Below are 15,963 nucleotides of genomic sequence, written 5' to 3'. Positions count from 1 at the left end.
ATGACGTTTAAAGAACCCGCTTTTATAAAACTTTACTTTTTATATCGCGCAGGATCTGTAATTGCAGTTCCCTGCGGTCAAGATCAGATTGCCGGGCGTTGGTCAGGATCTGTTTTTTAAGCATGTCGTTATCAGCAGTATATTCCTCAACGGCATCTGGCGACGTTAACCCGGTATTGGTTAAGGAGGTAAATACTGGGTAATTAAGCTTTTTCAATACATCATGGCTAACCAGTTCAAATATTTCGAGCTCAGCTGGTTGCAGCTCTTTATGAAACTTGCCTGTATTGTTATTCATGATGGGCTTTTCCAGATTCTGCCACATTTCGCCGGCGGCGGCAGTCGCTTTTGATTCGTTTGAGTTATAAAAACTCAGCATGTTATCCGCGTAATCAATTTCCAGGAACTTACATAGTTTCCTGATCAGCATTTCGGGCTGTGTGATCAATGTTTCATAATTAAGCGCGAAGAAGCGGTCCTCCCCTATACGTTCGGCCAGTTTTATGCAGGCTTGCTGGTCATATGTCCATTGCTGGGCCAGGTGGTAAATATGTTTTTCGCCAACAATAGCTTTTTTAAAGGATACGGCTACATCACGGCCATCGCGGTACAGGTAAATGTATTTTAAATTGGGACTGTGGTTCTCCAGTTCATCGGCATAATGAACGTTGGCCATACTTTTGCAGCACCAGTACGTTGCCTTTTTAGTTATGGCCGCTTGTTCGTAAATAAGCCTGTTTATCTCAAAAATGCTATATACTGTCGAATTCTCCAAGATCCAATCCCTGTTGATCTTTATGCCTTCCCAGGGCACAGGATTGGCCTCAACATAGTCAACCACATCGTTGATCAGTATTTTATACGCACTTTCATTTAAAGGCCCGTAAAACTTTAATAAGGGCACAAAAGTAACCAGTATATGCGGCGGATGAGGTGACGCTATGGCTTCCGACTGATCCAGTATCACCCTTAATAAATTTGATCCCGACCTTTGTGTGCCAATTATCTGGATGCCTGATGGTTTATGCATATTATTCATATTAAATATACTTTGTTAATACCCCAAGTGATATGGAGGCAATGATGAGATAAACAGGGTTTATTTTATACCTATAGCTCAGGATCAAAGCAATTATCGGGATGATCACGATGACTGGCGTTAAATGCAATTGAAACACAATCCTTAAAGCCGATGAAATGATAAGGCCGATGACCACTACCTTAATTCCGCCAACTACATTTTTAACCAGCGCATGGTCTTTGTTTTTCTTGAACAGTTTAGCAACCATGATCATTAAAATGGCCGATGGCGCAAACATAGCCACGGTAGCCAGGATAGCCCCCGCAATTCCGGCTAATTTATAGCCAATAAAGGTGGAGCTTACCAGGATAGGCCCCGGTGTGGCCTGACTAAACGCTATGGCATCAATAAATTCCTGTACGGTAAGCCAGTGCAGGTCTTTTACAAATAATGATTGCATGATAGGGATCATGACGTAACCGCCCCCAAATAAAGAAAGACTTATCCCCGAAAAAACCATTCCTATTTTTAACAGTATATTGTTCAGGTTTTTGTAAACGTTGGTTAAAAATAAAGCCTCATTAACCAGCAATATCCCCATCAGTATAGATGCCGTGTTGATCTTGAACTTATACCCGGTTTTAAAAATATCTCCTATCGATATGCCCGCATGTTTATGACCGCCCATAAAAAAACCTGCTATTGCCCCTATGAAAATAAGTGCAATGGTGACCATGTAGCTATTTAATACAGAAATAACCACAACGGTGAAAACACACAACGCTATTTTTTTATGATCTTTCGAAATTTCCTTTTTGAATAACTGCAAACCTGCCGATAATATGATCGCGCTTACCGTACCAGCTACATACTGCATGATGAGGGCCCATTCCACTTTATAGGAGTAGGTAAAATAAACCCATGATAATAAAAGCATGAGGGTACATGCAGGTAGCAAAACACCCAGCATACTAACCAATGCGCCCGTTTTGCCTTTAAGGTGGTAACCAATGTAGGCTACTACATTTACAGCCAATGGCCCCGGCAGCAGGCTTGCTACGGTAATACCCTCCAATATAATTTCATTGTCAACAACTTCGTCCTTATCAACCATGAGCTTTTGCATGAGGGCAACAAGGGCCATATAGCCACCAAAACTCACACACCCAATTTTAAGGAATGTGTAAAACAGGTAGCTAAGGCTTACCCGGGTTTTTTGAGCTTGAGTTATACTAATTTGTGCAGCCTCCATTAATTTCCTGATTGTTATGATCTTATAAAGATTTTCAGAAAATTACAAATTAAGCGGCCTGCGTTAATAATTAATTTAACGCAAACGTTTGTTAAGGCTCAAAATCTTAATGATGAATTAACGTTTACCTGTTCGGCAGCAACGCGATGGGTGATTATTTCACCTTACATAAAAAGCCCGAATTGAGTAACGAGACCTTGTTGTATAAAAAGGGATCACCATTAGGGGCGGTCATTGTAGCGCCGCTAAAAGTCGCGATAGCTTGGCCGGCCGCGGTGTCCCATTCCATGGTAGGGCCGTGGCGGTAATAAATATGGGCCTTACCTTCGGCTATTAAACAAAATTTGAGCGAACTCCCAGTCGAAATAGTCTCTGTTACCGGATATTGGCTTAGCACGGCTGTTTCTTCTGCCGATGCATGTGAGCGGCTGCCTACTGCTGTCCAATTGGTACTGCTTGTATCAACATGCAGTTGGGTTTTAATTCCGTTTTTTGTTTCTTTCCAGCTTCCAATATTTGCTCCGCCGTAGTACAATTCACCGGTAACAGGTACGTAGATGACCCCTAAAACGGGCGTATCTTTATATATGAGGGCTATGTTTACCGTAAACTCGCCATTATGCTTGATGAACTCTTTGGTTCCATCCAATGGGTCGACACACCAAAAAAACTCCCAGTTTTTCCGGGTATCATAAGGGATATTTTTTCCCTCTTCAGAAATGATGGGGATGTGCGGGGTTAACGAGGTTAGTCCTTTAACTATAATATCATTCGACAGGCTATCGGCAATGGTAAGGGGCGACTGGTCATCTTTCAATGTCAGTTCCATCTTTTCGGGAGGTAAATTATAAATAGTAAGTATCTCTGCTCCGGCTTCTTTGGCTATATCGTTTAATTTCTCTAAATCAATTGCCGGTAAATCTTTAAAAACAAAAATCATTTATGCTTGCCTAAAATTCAATAATACTACCTTTTAGTAAAGATAGTAATTCCGATAAATATCCTGAGAATACTCCTTTCATATCGGTTATACCATCACGCCCTTTTGCATACCATACTTTTACGGTATATGCCTTAAAAAGTATTAAATACGTAGTACTACCTCAACGGAAAAATAGAAAAGAGATAGTCGGATGTTATTTGTTTGAGCTAAATTTATACCGCAGAAAACGGATATATGGAATATATAACCTTACAAAAACATCAGGATATTTGGACACATAAATTTGCTGCAGAGCAAGGCCTACTTTCGGGGGTATTGGGAAAATTTGTAAAAATATATCATGTTGGCAGCACTGCCATTCCCGATCTGTTGGCTAAACCCATAATTGACATTGCTCTTGAATCAAAGGAATTTCCACCGGGCCGGGATACTATTGAACAGCTATCAGCTATAGGCTATACCTATAAAGGTGAGGCTGGCGTTAAAGGGCGAATCTGGTTTACTAAGGGACAGCCGCGGGAAATTAACCTTCATTATTGTGCAACAGGCTCTGAAATTGTAAAGCGACAACTCAGATTTCGCGACAGCTTAATGCAGGATGAATGCTTAAGACGCGAGTACGAACTTATAAAGTTAAATAATTGTAAGGGTAAGGATATAGACGATGCCGGATATGCAGATGCAAAATCTGACCTGATCGAAAAAGTGATCGGTCAATAAAACTTCTCCAAGAATCACCATACTAAGTCACAATTTTGTTAATATGCTTATAGGGCGAAACCTATTGAAATAACATTTGTAAATTCGATAAAACACTACTATGGATTATGTAAGATTTGGGCAAACCGGCATGATGGTTTCAAAATTATGTTTAGGTACCATGACCTATGGAAGGCCAACCGAAAGGTGGCCCTGGGCCCTAAATGAAGAGCAAAGCCGGCCTTTTATTCAAAAAGCGCTGGAGCTGGGTATTAATTTTTTTGATACGGCCGATGTTTATACCGCAGGCGCCAGTGAAGAAGTTGTAGGAAAAGCGTTACGTGATTTTGCCAAACGGGATGATGTGGTAATTGCCACCAAGGTTTTTAATGCTATGGGCTCCGGCCCCAATGACAAGGGACTTTCCCGTAAACATATCATGAGCGCCATTGATGCCAGTCTGAAACGGCTGGGGACAGATTATGTGGATCTTTACCAAACCCACCGCTGGGATTATAACACACCGATTGAGGAAACCATGGAGGCCCTGCATGATGTTGTTAAGGCAGGTAAGGCGCGTTACATTGGGGCATCATCAATGTATAGCTGGCAATTTGCTCAGGCATTATATACGGCAGATCTGCACGGATGGACAAGATTTGTTTCCATGCAACCCCATTATAATTTGATATACCGCGAGGAAGAAAGGGAGATGATCCCGCTTTGCCAGGATCAGAAGATCGCCGTTATACCCTGGTCGCCATTGGCACGCGGGCTTTTAACCGGAAAGCGGACAAAAGAACGAAATGAAACAGAGCGCTCTAAAACAGATGCTTTTGGAAAAACGCTGTACAATGAAAGCTCAGATTTTGATATCGTAAACCGCCTTACTGAAATAGCTTCAGTAAAAGGATTACCTAACGCGCAGGTGGCTTTAGCCTGGATGCTGAGCAAACCCGCTGTTACCGCTCCTATTATTGGTGCAAGCAAACCCGGCCATTTAGAAGATGCCGTAGCTGCATTAACTGTAAAACTTTCTGACGAAGAAATAAAAAGTTTGGAAGAGCTATACCAGCCTCATCCGGTACTTGGTTTTGCGTAAGCACCATCATATAACATCTTGATCCCTTCAACCTATGGTTTGGTTAAATACAAAACATAGGTTGATTTCTTTAATGCCAACCGGCATTTTAGATCCGAAAACCCTTACACTTCGGATAACGAAAAAACTATGAATTACATTTGTAATCTTAAAGTTCCTGCTGTACAAGAGTGCCTAAAGCTTTAAAAGCATCCTCGTTCCTTTTATAATACGTCCACTGGCCTTTACGGGTTGAAGTAACCAGCCCTGCCCGTTGCATAACCGATAGGTTTTCTGAAATGGTAGATTGTGTCATACCGCTCTTTTTTTGAATTTGTCCAACGCATACCCCAAGGGTAAATGGCTCCTGCTGATCTGGGAAATACTTTTCGGGTGTTTTAAGCCAGGCCAGTATCTGCAACCGGGTAGGATTTGAAAGTGCCTTAAAAATTTCCAGGTGATTCATAACACAAATATATATCTGATTTTCCCGATATACCAATTAATATCTCTTAATTACAATGTATTGACTTATGATAGTCTTTCCCTTTTAACCAATAACAACCAGGCATTCGTTTTTCTAAAATGAAAAAACAAGAGTTTAGTTAGTCGCTTTCTGCTGCTTAAGCTATCTTATTGATCTTTTTCACATATAACTCATCAACCAGGATCATAACAATAGCCAGTAACGGAACAGCCAATATGATACCCAAAACACCCGATAAAGTAGCCATCAAAACTTGCGCAAGTATAGTAAGGGCAGGCGGCAGATCCATCATCCTTTTCTGAATAAGCGGGTTTACAACATTGCTCACAATAGTTTGGGTTATAATATACATCAGCGCTACAATTATAGCGGTATTGGTACTGATAGTGAGCGCAAGCAATACCCCCGGTATCATAGCTGCCAGCGATCCGAAGTTGGGAATAAGCTTAAGCAAACCTGTAAGCAGTGCCAGCACAAGGGCTACGGGTATGCTCATGATGCTTAAACCAACAGTAAGTAAAATAAACACCAAAACCATGGATAGCATCATGCCTTTAAGCCAGCTTTTGAGTGCCACGCTGATGCGGTCAATAACCTCTTTGGCAAGATCTTTCCGGTCTTCAGGTATCAGCTTGATGATACCACTTTTATATAAATCGGGATTTGTGGTAAAAAAAATAGCCAGGAAAAAAATAATATACAGATTGCCCAAAACACCAAAGCTGGTACTAAAAAACTGCCGGGCGGTGGCAAATAACTTGTCAGAATTATCATCTGATAAATAGGACAGCACTTTATTCCCTAAAGGTGTCTCGGCCATCTTTAATTTAGCCGTACGGACTGTATTAGGTAACGAATCGCTTAATATGGCTATTTGGTTGGAGATCTTGCTACCCATAAACCAAAATAAAACAGCAAGTATGATAAATGAACCAGCCACAGAAATGATCATGCAGGGTCGCCTGCTCCATTTGGTGTTTCGCTGAATCATATCTCCCAATCCATGAAAATAAACCGATACAAGGACGCCTGCCAATACCATCAGCAGTACATTAAAGGCCACACGTGCTATCAGGATAACAACAACCAGCAGTGCAACTATGGCAACCGTGTGCCATACTTTTTCAATATAAGTTAGCTCCTTTTGTTTTTCGTTTTCGGTAGGGAGTTTATTGTTTGGGGTCATAGGCTCTGTATGCGGTTAAAGCGTACAGATAAGTACAATAATTAAGCATAAAAGTTTTAATCATCAGTCCGGGTCTATTTATTCGTTTTGCCCGGTGGTACAAAGTAAAACGGGAACAGGGCTTACCACCATGTTCCCGTTTATGCGCTTATAATTTATTATTGCTTATACAACTCCACCCATAACCGGGTCTGTAAAGCTGGCTGCACCTGTCTCTACCCTGCCGGCGTACCGTTGTTCAAAATGCTCAGCACCATCGGCCTGAACACTAAAATCATACCAGTCGAAGCTTGATTTCAAATCAAGCACTATGTTTTGTGTACTGCCGGTGGCTATTTGTTTTTTAATATCATTTTTATGGTAGCCCTGATCCTTAATAGTAACAGCATAAGTTTTTGACGGATCAGAATTGATGATTTTCACTATCACATTCCCTGTTAATTTTCCGTTTTCGGCAGTACGTTCATATTCTGCGGTAATATTTAACAGCGGGTCATTACCGGTTCCAATGAACTCCCTGTAAAATCCATTCGGGCCATTCACCCTCAAATGATATTTATCTCCCTCAAAAGCATTAACCGGCCAGTTATAAGCTAAAGGATCTCCAACGGCAGCCGCGAACGACCAGTTACGGCACACTTGCGTAACTGGCTCCGTTAATGCATCATGAAATTTACCAGGTGCATAAACAGTAAAAGGTGAACCTGCGGATTGCTCTCCAAAAACTTTATTGCCTGCTTCAAGCTTTAGCTCAAAACTCTTTTTATCAGCACTCAATTTACCATGCGCATAAAGCTCATACGGCAAAGCACATGACGGACGTACCCCTTTTTCCTGCAACGGTACAACATCCCCGGCAAGCGGTTTATCCATATATTTTGCTACATCCTCGTCCGATAGTTTTTTGTACCCCGATGGGTCTTCTTTAAACCTGGCGTTATATATTTCCTCTACAAAATTATTGCGGTTTAAAAAGTCAATCTTATCCGGTTTATCACCATCATACGGACTAAACACCGAAGTCAGGTCGCCGCATATGGCACGGCGCCATTTACTGATATTATCTATCCTAATACTTTTCTTGTACTTTTTATTAAAAAAGGTTTCCAGGAATTGTAAGGTTGAAGTGTGATCAAACACTTCTGAACAAACCTTACCTCCCCTGCTCCAAGGCGAGGCAATAATAGTAGGCACCCTAAACCCGAGCCCGATAGGTGCTTCGCGTGCTTGTTTTTCGGGGATGCCCTGTTTAAGCTCATTGGCCAACCTAACGTGTTCTACCTCGGTATCTATCCCTTTTGATACTTTTCCGGTGCCGGGTATTTTTTCATCAGGTATTGAAAATGGCTTAACATGATCAAAATAGCCATCGTTTTCATCGTATGTGCTGATAAAGATGGTTTTTTTCCATACCTCGGGGTTTTTAGTCAATATATCCAGTATTTCAGAAACATACCATGCACCATACCACGGGGCGCTTGGATGGTCCGAAAAGTTTTGAGGTCCGGCCAGCCAGGAAACAGCCGGGAGTTTACCGGTGTTTACATCCTGCCTAAACTGGTGCAGCACATCACCCTTAGGTACGGTTACCTCGCGCTGTGTATTACCATCATTGTAACTAAGTGTAGTAACATCACGATAATCAGGATCACCTGAATTTACAACAAAAGCTCTTTGGTACAAGCTCTTCTCTCTTGCCGATAATTTATTAAACTGTTCCTGGTTATACTTTTTCAGTTCGGCTTTGGCATTATCCAATACTGCCTGTTTGGTTTGTATGCTGGCCTGTACTTTTGCATCTGCAGAGGGGTTTTTCTCCTGCAGCTTTCTGATCTCGGCAGGGAGCACATCCACCTGCCGCTGTAAATTTTTCACATATCGCGACGTAAATTTAACGTTATACGCGGCGTAGAACTCTAAATTATTACAGCCGAAATTGGAAAGCCAGGATCTCTCTTCGCCTTTAAATCCGCCGCCGCAATCCAGCTCATTCTGGTAAAATTTCCATGAAATATCATTATCTTCCAGTAATTCGGGGAATGTTTGCCATGGCATTTTTCCATGATCAAAATCATCATTCCTGATGTTCACTTTGGTGAGGCCATTTTCTTCGCAGCTGGTTTTACCTGTCCAGAAAAAAGCCCTGTTGGGCGTAGTACTTGTCATGGCCGAACAAAAACTTTGATCGCAAACGGTAAACGCGTCGGCCATGGCATAATGAAACGGCAGATCTTCGCGGGTATAATGACCCAGGGTTAAGGGCATACCCGCATACTTTTTATTCCCTGATTTTTTGGAGAGTAGCCACTGGTCATATTTACCATTGTTATAAGCATCAACCTGGCTTGCTCTTGAATGCGGCAATGATCCTATCCAGGTAACTTTTGAATCTTTAATATTTAAACGGAATGGGGCGTAGGTTTCGCCCACCGCGTTAGTTTGCATCCATACTGGTTTTTTATCGGGCAGGTTTATAGCTCTTGGATCGTTAAATCCCCTTACTCCCTGCAGGGTTCCAAAACAATGATCAAATGACCTGTTCTCCTGCATCAGGATCACAATGTGCTCGGCATCTAAAAAGGTACTGCCGGCCTTTGGATCAATGGCAAAAGCGCGTTGTATTGATGCCGGGAACATGGCGGTAAGGCCAGCTGCGCCCGATAATAACAATGATTTTTTAATAAAGTCCCGTCTGGATTCCATAATTGTAGTCTGTATTTTTCTTAAAAAACTTCGCCGCAATTTCTCTCTTTTTAAATATAGATAAGATCATCGGCTGTAAAATTTATGTTATCATAATACCTAAACAATATTAACAGTGAGTTGCAACATTTTGCTTTTTATCCTTACAACCTCACCTGGTAATATATTAAACCTATTTAATATTATTGATTTCTCAAAAATTTGCCCTAATTTTCGGGTCGTCTACCATTCTGCATATATCTGTTTAAGGAGAAAGCTATCAATTTTGAATATCCATACAATGAATTACGCTGAACCACAACTCAGAACCATTAATGTGATACGCTACGTAACCCCCTTACGCGAAGGCGGTTCATTGCCTGCCATTGCCGAAGGCGACGATGAGTTTTTGTATGTGCTCAAGTTTCGCGGCGCCGGACAGGGCGTTAAAGCGCTTATTGCCGAACTTATTGGCGGCGAAATTGCCCGTGCCCTGGGTTTAAAAGTACCAGAACTGGTTTTTGCTAACCTTGACCCTGCCTTTGGCCGCTCAGAAGCGGATGAGGAGATACAGGACTTGCTGAAATTCAGTGTAGGACTTAACCTTGCCCTGCATTACCTTTCGGGTGCTATTACCTATGACCCCGTTGTTAATACGCTTGATGCAAAACTGGCTTCGCAGATTGTATGGCTTGATTGCCTGCTTACCAACGTTGATCGTACTCCCCGCAATACCAATATGCTGATGTGGCATAAAGAACTATGGCTTATTGATCATGGCGCGGCACTATACTTTCATCATTCGTGGGATAACTGGGATGAGCAGGCTATGCGCCCTTTTATAAAGGTTAAGGATCATGTATTACTGCCACAGGCCTCGGCACTGGATGAAGTTGATGCAGAGTTTTGTTCTATTTTAACCGAAGACCGTATCCGCTCCATTGTAAACCTGGTTCCGGATGAATGGCTTATCGATGATTCGGATAATGGGACACCTGACGAGCGCCGGGATGTTTACACCCGTTTTTTAACCACACGCATAGCCGCGTCTGATATATTTGTAAAAGAAGCACAATATGCAAGAGCAATACTTATTTGAGTACGCCGTGATACGCGTTGTGCCCAGGGTGGAGCGCGAGGAATTTATAAATATTGGCGTGATCATTTACTGTCCCAAACAACAGTTTTTAAAAGTACGCTTTATGCTTGACAATGTCCGCATCAGCGCGTTCGCGCGCGGACTGGATATTGATTGTATTAAAGACAATATTGGCTCCTTCGAAAGAATCTGTAACGGTGATAAACAAGCCGGTCCTATTGCCAAACTGGATATGGCCTCCCGTTTCCGATGGCTTACCGCTACCCGGAGCACGGTGGTACAGTCGTCAAAAGTACACCCCGGTTTGTGTTTGGATGCTGATGAAACGCTTACAAAATTGTTTGAGCAGTTGGTGGGTTAAGCATTTAAAAATTGCCATCCTGAGCATCGCGAAGGATCTACTCGCAAATATGCTTAGCGTAGAATAGATCCTTCGTTCCTCAGGATGACAAAGATGTATTAAATCTATCTCGCCACTACCTTTTTCTCTTCCTTTTTCACCGTCCACGGATAACTGAACGTATACTCACCCGAGCCGAGCTTTATGGTGGTGCCGTTTTCATCGGTTCTCCCGGTAACAGGTTTGCCATCCTGCTTTATATCCTGACCATTGGCCTGCGGCAGGGTTACATCGGCTGTGGTGTTGGGTGGTATTTTAACGTGCATTTGCATGGTAGCATCTTTTACTTCCCATGATGACAATACCTGTCCGTACATGGTTTCGAACGTTGCCTTTGTAAAGGTGAATTTGCGGTGCGGCTCGGGTTTTATAATGATGTGTTTGTAGCCGGGCGCGCCTATCTGCAACCCGGCCATTTGCTGGTACATCCAATCGCCAACTGCTCCGTATGAGTAGTGGTTAAAGGAATTCATGCTTTTATCCTGGAAAGTACTGTCGGTCTTGATGCCGTCCCAGCGTTCCCAAATGGTGGTGGCACCCATTTTTACAGGGTACAGCCATGAAGGATACGTTTTTTGCAGCAGCAGGTCATAAGCCACATTGGTATAACCGTTTTGCGATAGCACCTGGCACAAATATGGTGTACCCAAAAAGCCGGTAGATAAATGATTTTTACGGCTGTGTACATCCTCCACGAGGTAAGCCGCGGCTTTGGCCTTCAAACTATCGGGTACCAGATCAAACTTCAGGGCCAGCACATACCCGGTTTGCGAATCGGCAAATATGCGGCCTGTTGGGGTAATGTAGTTATGGATAAAGGCTTTTTTCACCGCCTCGTGTATATCGCTGTACTTCTTCTCATCGGCGGTATTACCTAAAACACCCGCCGCCTGGCTCAATAGTTTTGACGAGTAGGCATAAAACGCGGTAGCTATCAGATCGGGATTGGTATAACCATTAGGTTCGGAGAAATCATAAATGCCCGGACGGTAAAACAGCCAGTCGCCAAACAAGCTACCGCCGTGCCAGATGTATTTATCACCCGCCTTTTTAACTATGTAATCCACATAGGCTTTCATACTGGGATATTGGGTCTGCAAAATGTGCTTATCTGCATAAACCTGGTACATTGTCCAGGGTACAATCACGGCTACGTCCCCCCATCCTGCCGATGTGGCCTGACCGGTTGGCAAATTATCGGGCACCACAAAGGGTATCCCCCCACCCGGAAACTGGTCGGCAGCTACATCCTTCATCCACTTGGCAAAAAACGGGGCCACCTGCATATTAAATGCCGCCGTGCGCGAAAAAACCTGCGCATCGCCCGTCCAGCCCAAACGTTCATCACGTTGCGGGCAATCCGTAGGGATATCTAAAAAGTTACCTTTTTGTCCCCACAGTATATTGTGCTGCAGTTTGTTGATCATGGTATCTGAGCACGCGAACGTGCCAGTTACAGGCATATCTGAGTGAACAACCACAGCCGTAAAATTTTCAGGCTTCAGTTCACCCGGAAAACCGTCAACAGCTATGTACCTGAAACCCATAAAAGTAAAATGCGGTTCAAAGGTTTCTGCTCCATTACCCTTAAGTGTATAATTGATGGTTGCCGTTGCCGAACGCAGATTGGCTGTATAAAACTCACCAAACTTATCCAATACTTCGGCATGGCGTATGGTAATGGTTTGCCCGGCCTGGCCGCTTACTTTTAGGCGTACCCAACCAGTAAGATTCTGTCCAAAATCAATGATCTGTGTTCCTTTAGGGCTTTTAAATATAGCAATAGGTTTTATCTCCTGAATTTTATGTACGGGTACACTCTCTACCCCCACCAGCATCTTTTTATCATAAGTAACTGTATCAACAGGAACCCAGGCGGCGTCATTAAAGCCTTTACTGTCCCAGCCGGGTATTTCCTTACGGGCATCATAGTTTTCGCCATCATATATACCATCAAGTGTTATAGGACCGTTTTGCGTACTTTTCCAGGAGCCGTCAGAATTTACGTATTGCACCGTTCCATCGGCATAGGTAATTCGCAACTGGCATAGCAAGGTCAGTTTTTTACCCCAAACGGCCCATTGACTGGCAAAGCCCGTTGTACCACGAAACCAACCATCGCCCAACATAGCACCTATCACGTTATCCCCTTGTTGCAGCATGGTGGTAATATCATAAGCTTGGTATTGCAGTCGTTTTTTATATTCTGTCCAACCGGGGGTAAGCAGTTGGTCGCCTACCCTTTTACCGTTAAGACAAAGCTCATATAAACCATGCGCGGTAGCATAAACCCTGGCCGATACTATTTTCTTACTAACCGCAAATTGCTTGCGCAGCATTATTGCCGGTATTTTGCGCAACGTATCCTGTTTAGGTTGTACCCAGGTGGCGGTCCAATCGGCAGGCGAAAGCAGGCCCGTTTCAAAATAAGCTGGTTTGCTCCAGGCAGATGCATGGTTATGATTGTCCCAGACCTTTACCTGCCAGTAATAACGCGTGGCCGATTTTAATGCAACGCCGTTATAGGTTATCAACACCGAAGAATCGGCATTTACTTTACCTGTGTTCCAAACTGTTTTTGACGATGAAAAGGATGCATCGGTGGCTACCCTGATATTATAAGCCTGCTGCAGGGTATTCCTTTGCGGGGTGTTTATTTTCCAGCTAAAGTGGGGATGTAATACATCAATACCTATTGGATTGGTCAGGTATTCGGAGGTTAAACTTTCAACAACAGGGGTTTGCGCCAGGCACATTGCCGGGAAGGTAAGCAAGAGGTAAAGGAGTATATGCTTCATGATTTAAATTGGTAAACCAAGTATATCAATTGTATTTTGAAACCGCAACCCCGTCTATCTTCTTGCTAAAACGTGTTAACCTTAATAAGTTATGTTTTTTTGCCTTTTAACATATCTAAAGAGTAAAAACTATCGCGCCAATAAATACCACCCTGCCTTATTGTTAAAAATGCGGATTTTAAAGTGGTATATACTATAAGAAAACTGGTAAACGGGATCATCAGGGCATACCACCATTTATTAGGACGAACAGCTACCATGTAAAATATCTGGAACAGAAACACTACTGCTGCCATTAAACGAATTTCGGTTGATCCGAAAATTAACATAGCAGGCATAGGTAACGCAAAACATACCAATACCATCAAAGCATTTATAATTGCATGACCAAGTTTATATTCGACTACCGAGAATGAATTTTTCATAAGCCCGTTACAAAACTCCTTCAGATTTTTGTACCACTCCAAACAGATATATTGCTGACCACCCAATACATCCTGTTTTAAACCAACCGACTTAATGGTTTGACCGAGCTGCATATCATCATCGGGCCTTAATTTGATACGGGCATGTGTCCCTATCTTTTCGTATGCATCGCGCCGCACTAAATTAAATGCACCAATACCCGCAAAGCCTTTTGATTTGGGATCTTTGGCTCCCCAGGGCTTCATGTGCATCATTAATATGATACCGAACGTGCCCAGTACACTGTTTAAAATTACAGATCTGGATATCGCCTCGGGCAGTATGGTTAAATGGTCGAGCTTGTGCTTAACCGCATATCCTAAAGCCTTATTAACGGCATCCCGGTGAAACACGATATCGGCATCGGTAAAAAGCATCCATTCTTCAGAACTGCTTAAATAACCCTGGTACAATGCATTGTTTTTACCCAGCCACTCATCTGGCAAGGTAGTGATTGTGGTAACGGTAAGTTTTGGGTAACGTACAATAAAACCCTGTAATATATCTGCAGTACGGTCTGTAGAACGATCATTCACTACGATAATACGATAGTTATTGTAATTGATATTGCAAACGCTTTGCAGGGCATTTTCAAGATAATCCTCCTCGTTACGTACTGCAATAATGATAACTACAGCCGGTTGCGCTTCAATTAGGGGTTGTATTTTCAATTGTTCAATCTTTTTCAGGTTGATGAGCAGGTAAATGATCATGCCTACCCACGAAAAGCTTACCCATATGCTGTAGCAAAGAAAAATCATTGTAATGAGGTTTTGATAAAGGTGAGCAAAATTGCACCTCTTTTCAACTATTTTTTCATTTATAAAAACCTGCTGACATAGGGCTGTCACTTGCCGGTTGTTACTTTGAATTATAAACAAAAACAGTAAACACTTAAAACAATAAAGTCATGTCAATCATCCCTATGTTATTAAAAGAAATGGAGCAGGAAGCTCAAACAACCCGTAAAATGCTGGAACGTGTACCTAATGATAAATATCAATGGCAACCACACGAAAAAAGCATGACCATACAACGCCTGGCCAACCACATTGCCGAACTGCCTACCTGGGTATCCATGGCGCTTAACACCAGCGAGCTCGACTTTGATAAAAACCCTTATGTAAATAATCCCATAAATAATACAGCCGACCTGCTGAATTTTTTTGAAGAATCGCTGGAAAGCGGAAAAACACGCCTGGCTGTGGCAAATGAAGTAGATCTTGAAAAAGAATGGACGCTGAGGAAAGGCGATTACATTATCAGCGTATCAAGCAAAGGTGATATCATCAGAATGGCTTACTCACAAATTGTGCATCACCGGGCACAATTGGGTGTATACCTGCGCCTGCTTAACGTACCCATTCCGGGTAGTTACGGCCCCAGTGCCGATGAGCAAGGTTTTTAATAAATCAATAAAAATGCAAAAGCCATTGTCCAACAAATAGGACAATGGCTTTTGCATTGCACAAATACTAATGTTTGTGCTTTGATAGTTTACCTTCATTAATTTCTTCCAGGAAACCATCTTCATTTATTGCATAACGGGCATATTCAGTATCAGTATCAATTTTATACTTAAACTCAGGTTTTGACCTTTTCCTGAATTTTTTCCGTATAGCTAATAATGGCAGGATAATTACAGCAAGCAGAGCGGTAATTTGTAATAAAATAATATACATAACTTTTTTGATAAAATTTATTTGAAAGCAGGACTAACATACCCTAATAATAAAATGCTTTTATAATCGGTTTATTGTTAAGCAGCCATCAAATAATTATATAGCTAAATATGTGCCATAATTTTAATTGCCTTTAATTATTGCTTATATGTTAAGTTTTTAATGATA

The 15,963-nt window shown here is 42.3% G+C and carries 14 protein-coding genes; 5 read left to right on the top strand and 9 right to left on the bottom strand.

The annotated features are described in order from the left end of the window. Nucleotides 1-22: 22 nt before the first annotated feature. The 3 genes from AC1DRQ_RS12100 to cysQ all read right to left on the bottom strand — a co-directional run bounded on the left by AC1DRQ_RS12100 (nt 23) and on the right by cysQ (nt 3,213). Nucleotides 23-1,030, bottom strand: a complete 1,008-nt coding sequence (locus AC1DRQ_RS12100; RefSeq protein ID WP_477424669.1) for a sulfotransferase family protein — start codon at nt 1,028-1,030, stop codon at nt 23-25. A gap of 10 nt (nt 1,031-1,040) precedes the next feature. Next, a complete protein-coding gene (gene chrA, locus AC1DRQ_RS12095) occupies nt 1,041-2,273 on the bottom strand; it encodes a chromate efflux transporter (RefSeq protein WP_477424667.1) in 1,233 nt (410 codons plus the stop codon). Nucleotides 2,274-2,427: 154 nt separating this feature from the next. Next, nucleotides 2,428-3,213: a 3'(2'),5'-bisphosphate nucleotidase CysQ gene (gene cysQ, locus AC1DRQ_RS12090; RefSeq protein ID WP_477424665.1), complete on the bottom strand. Its 786-nt coding sequence runs from the start codon at nt 3,211-3,213 to the stop codon at nt 2,428-2,430. 237 nt (nt 3,214-3,450) lie between these two features. Here cysQ and AC1DRQ_RS12085 point away from each other — a divergent pair, with 237 nt between their 5' ends. After that, nucleotides 3,451-3,936 carry a GrpB family protein gene (locus tag AC1DRQ_RS12085; protein ID WP_477424663.1) on the top strand — a complete coding sequence of 162 codons (486 nt, stop codon included), beginning with the start codon at nt 3,451-3,453 and terminating at the stop codon, nt 3,934-3,936. A gap of 100 nt (nt 3,937-4,036) precedes the next feature. Beyond that, nucleotides 4,037-5,017, top strand: a complete 981-nt coding sequence (locus AC1DRQ_RS12080) for an aldo/keto reductase (protein ID WP_477424661.1) — start codon at nt 4,037-4,039, stop codon at nt 5,015-5,017. 148 nt (nt 5,018-5,165) lie between these two features. On the opposite strand, the gene AC1DRQ_RS12075 is transcribed toward AC1DRQ_RS12080, so the two are convergent. The 3 genes from AC1DRQ_RS12075 to AC1DRQ_RS12065 form a co-directional block, all read right to left on the bottom strand. Next, a complete protein-coding gene (locus AC1DRQ_RS12075; protein WP_429398298.1) occupies nt 5,166-5,462 on the bottom strand; it encodes an ArsR/SmtB family transcription factor in 297 nt (98 codons plus the stop codon). 157 nt (nt 5,463-5,619) lie between these two features. Continuing rightward, a complete protein-coding gene (locus AC1DRQ_RS12070; RefSeq protein WP_477424659.1) occupies nt 5,620-6,669 on the bottom strand; it encodes an AI-2E family transporter in 1,050 nt (349 codons plus the stop codon). Between the two features lie 165 nt (nt 6,670-6,834). After that, on the bottom strand, nt 6,835-9,372 hold the full coding sequence (locus tag AC1DRQ_RS12065) for a phosphocholine-specific phospholipase C (RefSeq protein ID WP_477424657.1): 2,538 nt from the start codon (nt 9,370-9,372) through the stop codon (nt 6,835-6,837). Between the two features lie 280 nt (nt 9,373-9,652). Here AC1DRQ_RS12065 and AC1DRQ_RS12060 point away from each other — a divergent pair, with 280 nt between their 5' ends. Then, entirely contained in the window at nt 9,653-10,450 is a 798-nt protein-coding gene (locus AC1DRQ_RS12060) for a HipA family kinase (RefSeq protein WP_477424655.1), read from the top strand. Next, nucleotides 10,428-10,811, top strand: coding sequence for a DUF3037 domain-containing protein (locus AC1DRQ_RS12055; RefSeq protein WP_477424653.1), 384 nt, complete (start codon nt 10,428-10,430; stop codon nt 10,809-10,811). The genes AC1DRQ_RS12060 and AC1DRQ_RS12055 overlap by 23 nt, the downstream gene beginning before the upstream one ends. 104 nt (nt 10,812-10,915) lie before the next feature. Here the strand turns inward: AC1DRQ_RS12055 and AC1DRQ_RS12050 are convergent, their stop codons facing one another. Both AC1DRQ_RS12050 and AC1DRQ_RS12045 read right to left on the bottom strand, forming a co-directional pair. Continuing rightward, the gene (locus AC1DRQ_RS12050) at nt 10,916-13,648 is read right to left on the bottom strand and encodes a glycoside hydrolase family 78 protein (protein ID WP_477424651.1); all 2,733 of its coding nucleotides are present in this window, start codon (nt 13,646-13,648) and stop codon (nt 10,916-10,918) included. A gap of 89 nt (nt 13,649-13,737) precedes the next feature. Then, entirely contained in the window at nt 13,738-14,874 is a 1,137-nt protein-coding gene (locus AC1DRQ_RS12045) for a glycosyltransferase family 2 protein (RefSeq protein ID WP_477424649.1), read from the bottom strand. Between the two features lie 149 nt (nt 14,875-15,023). On the opposite strand from AC1DRQ_RS12045, the gene AC1DRQ_RS12040 reads away from it, so the two are divergent. Next, on the top strand, nt 15,024-15,521 hold the full coding sequence (locus AC1DRQ_RS12040; protein ID WP_477424647.1) for a DinB family protein: 498 nt from the start codon (nt 15,024-15,026) through the stop codon (nt 15,519-15,521). Between the two features lie 67 nt (nt 15,522-15,588). Here the strand turns inward: AC1DRQ_RS12040 and AC1DRQ_RS12035 are convergent, their stop codons facing one another. Further along, nucleotides 15,589-15,795, bottom strand: a complete 207-nt coding sequence (locus AC1DRQ_RS12035) for a hypothetical protein (protein WP_429398311.1) — start codon at nt 15,793-15,795, stop codon at nt 15,589-15,591. Nucleotides 15,796-15,963: the final 168 nt, after the last annotated feature.

The sequence above is a fragment of the Mucilaginibacter sp. P4_E8 genome (assembly GCF_056401495.1).
Note: the sequence above shows the minus strand (reverse complement) of the source record. Positions and strands in the feature narration are given on the sequence as shown.

Excerpts from the sequence above, each read along its gene's own strand:
- AC1DRQ_RS12100 (WP_477424669.1), bottom strand. The coding sequence starts at position 1,030 with ATGCATAAACCATCAGGCATCCAGATAATTGGCACACAAAGGTCGGGA.
- chrA (WP_477424667.1), bottom strand. The coding sequence starts at position 2,273 with ATGGAGGCTGCACAAATTAGTATAACTCAAGCTCAAAAAACCCGGGTA.
- cysQ (WP_477424665.1), bottom strand. The coding sequence starts at position 3,213 with ATGATTTTTGTTTTTAAAGATTTACCGGCAATTGATTTAGAGAAATTA.
- AC1DRQ_RS12085 (WP_477424663.1), top strand. The coding sequence starts at position 3,451 with ATGGAATATATAACCTTACAAAAACATCAGGATATTTGGACACATAAA.
- AC1DRQ_RS12080 (WP_477424661.1), top strand. The coding sequence starts at position 4,037 with ATGGATTATGTAAGATTTGGGCAAACCGGCATGATGGTTTCAAAATTA.
- AC1DRQ_RS12075 (WP_429398298.1), bottom strand. The coding sequence starts at position 5,462 with ATGAATCACCTGGAAATTTTTAAGGCACTTTCAAATCCTACCCGGTTG.
- AC1DRQ_RS12070 (WP_477424659.1), bottom strand. The coding sequence starts at position 6,669 with ATGACCCCAAACAATAAACTCCCTACCGAAAACGAAAAACAAAAGGAG.
- AC1DRQ_RS12065 (WP_477424657.1), bottom strand. The coding sequence starts at position 9,372 with ATGGAATCCAGACGGGACTTTATTAAAAAATCATTGTTATTATCGGGC.
- AC1DRQ_RS12060 (WP_477424655.1), top strand. The coding sequence starts at position 9,653 with ATGAATTACGCTGAACCACAACTCAGAACCATTAATGTGATACGCTAC.
- AC1DRQ_RS12055 (WP_477424653.1), top strand. The coding sequence starts at position 10,428 with ATGCAAGAGCAATACTTATTTGAGTACGCCGTGATACGCGTTGTGCCC.
- AC1DRQ_RS12050 (WP_477424651.1), bottom strand. The coding sequence starts at position 13,648 with ATGAAGCATATACTCCTTTACCTCTTGCTTACCTTCCCGGCAATGTGC.
- AC1DRQ_RS12045 (WP_477424649.1), bottom strand. The coding sequence starts at position 14,874 with ATGATTTTTCTTTGCTACAGCATATGGGTAAGCTTTTCGTGGGTAGGC.
- AC1DRQ_RS12040 (WP_477424647.1), top strand. The coding sequence starts at position 15,024 with ATGTCAATCATCCCTATGTTATTAAAAGAAATGGAGCAGGAAGCTCAA.
- AC1DRQ_RS12035 (WP_429398311.1), bottom strand. The coding sequence starts at position 15,795 with ATGTATATTATTTTATTACAAATTACCGCTCTGCTTGCTGTAATTATC.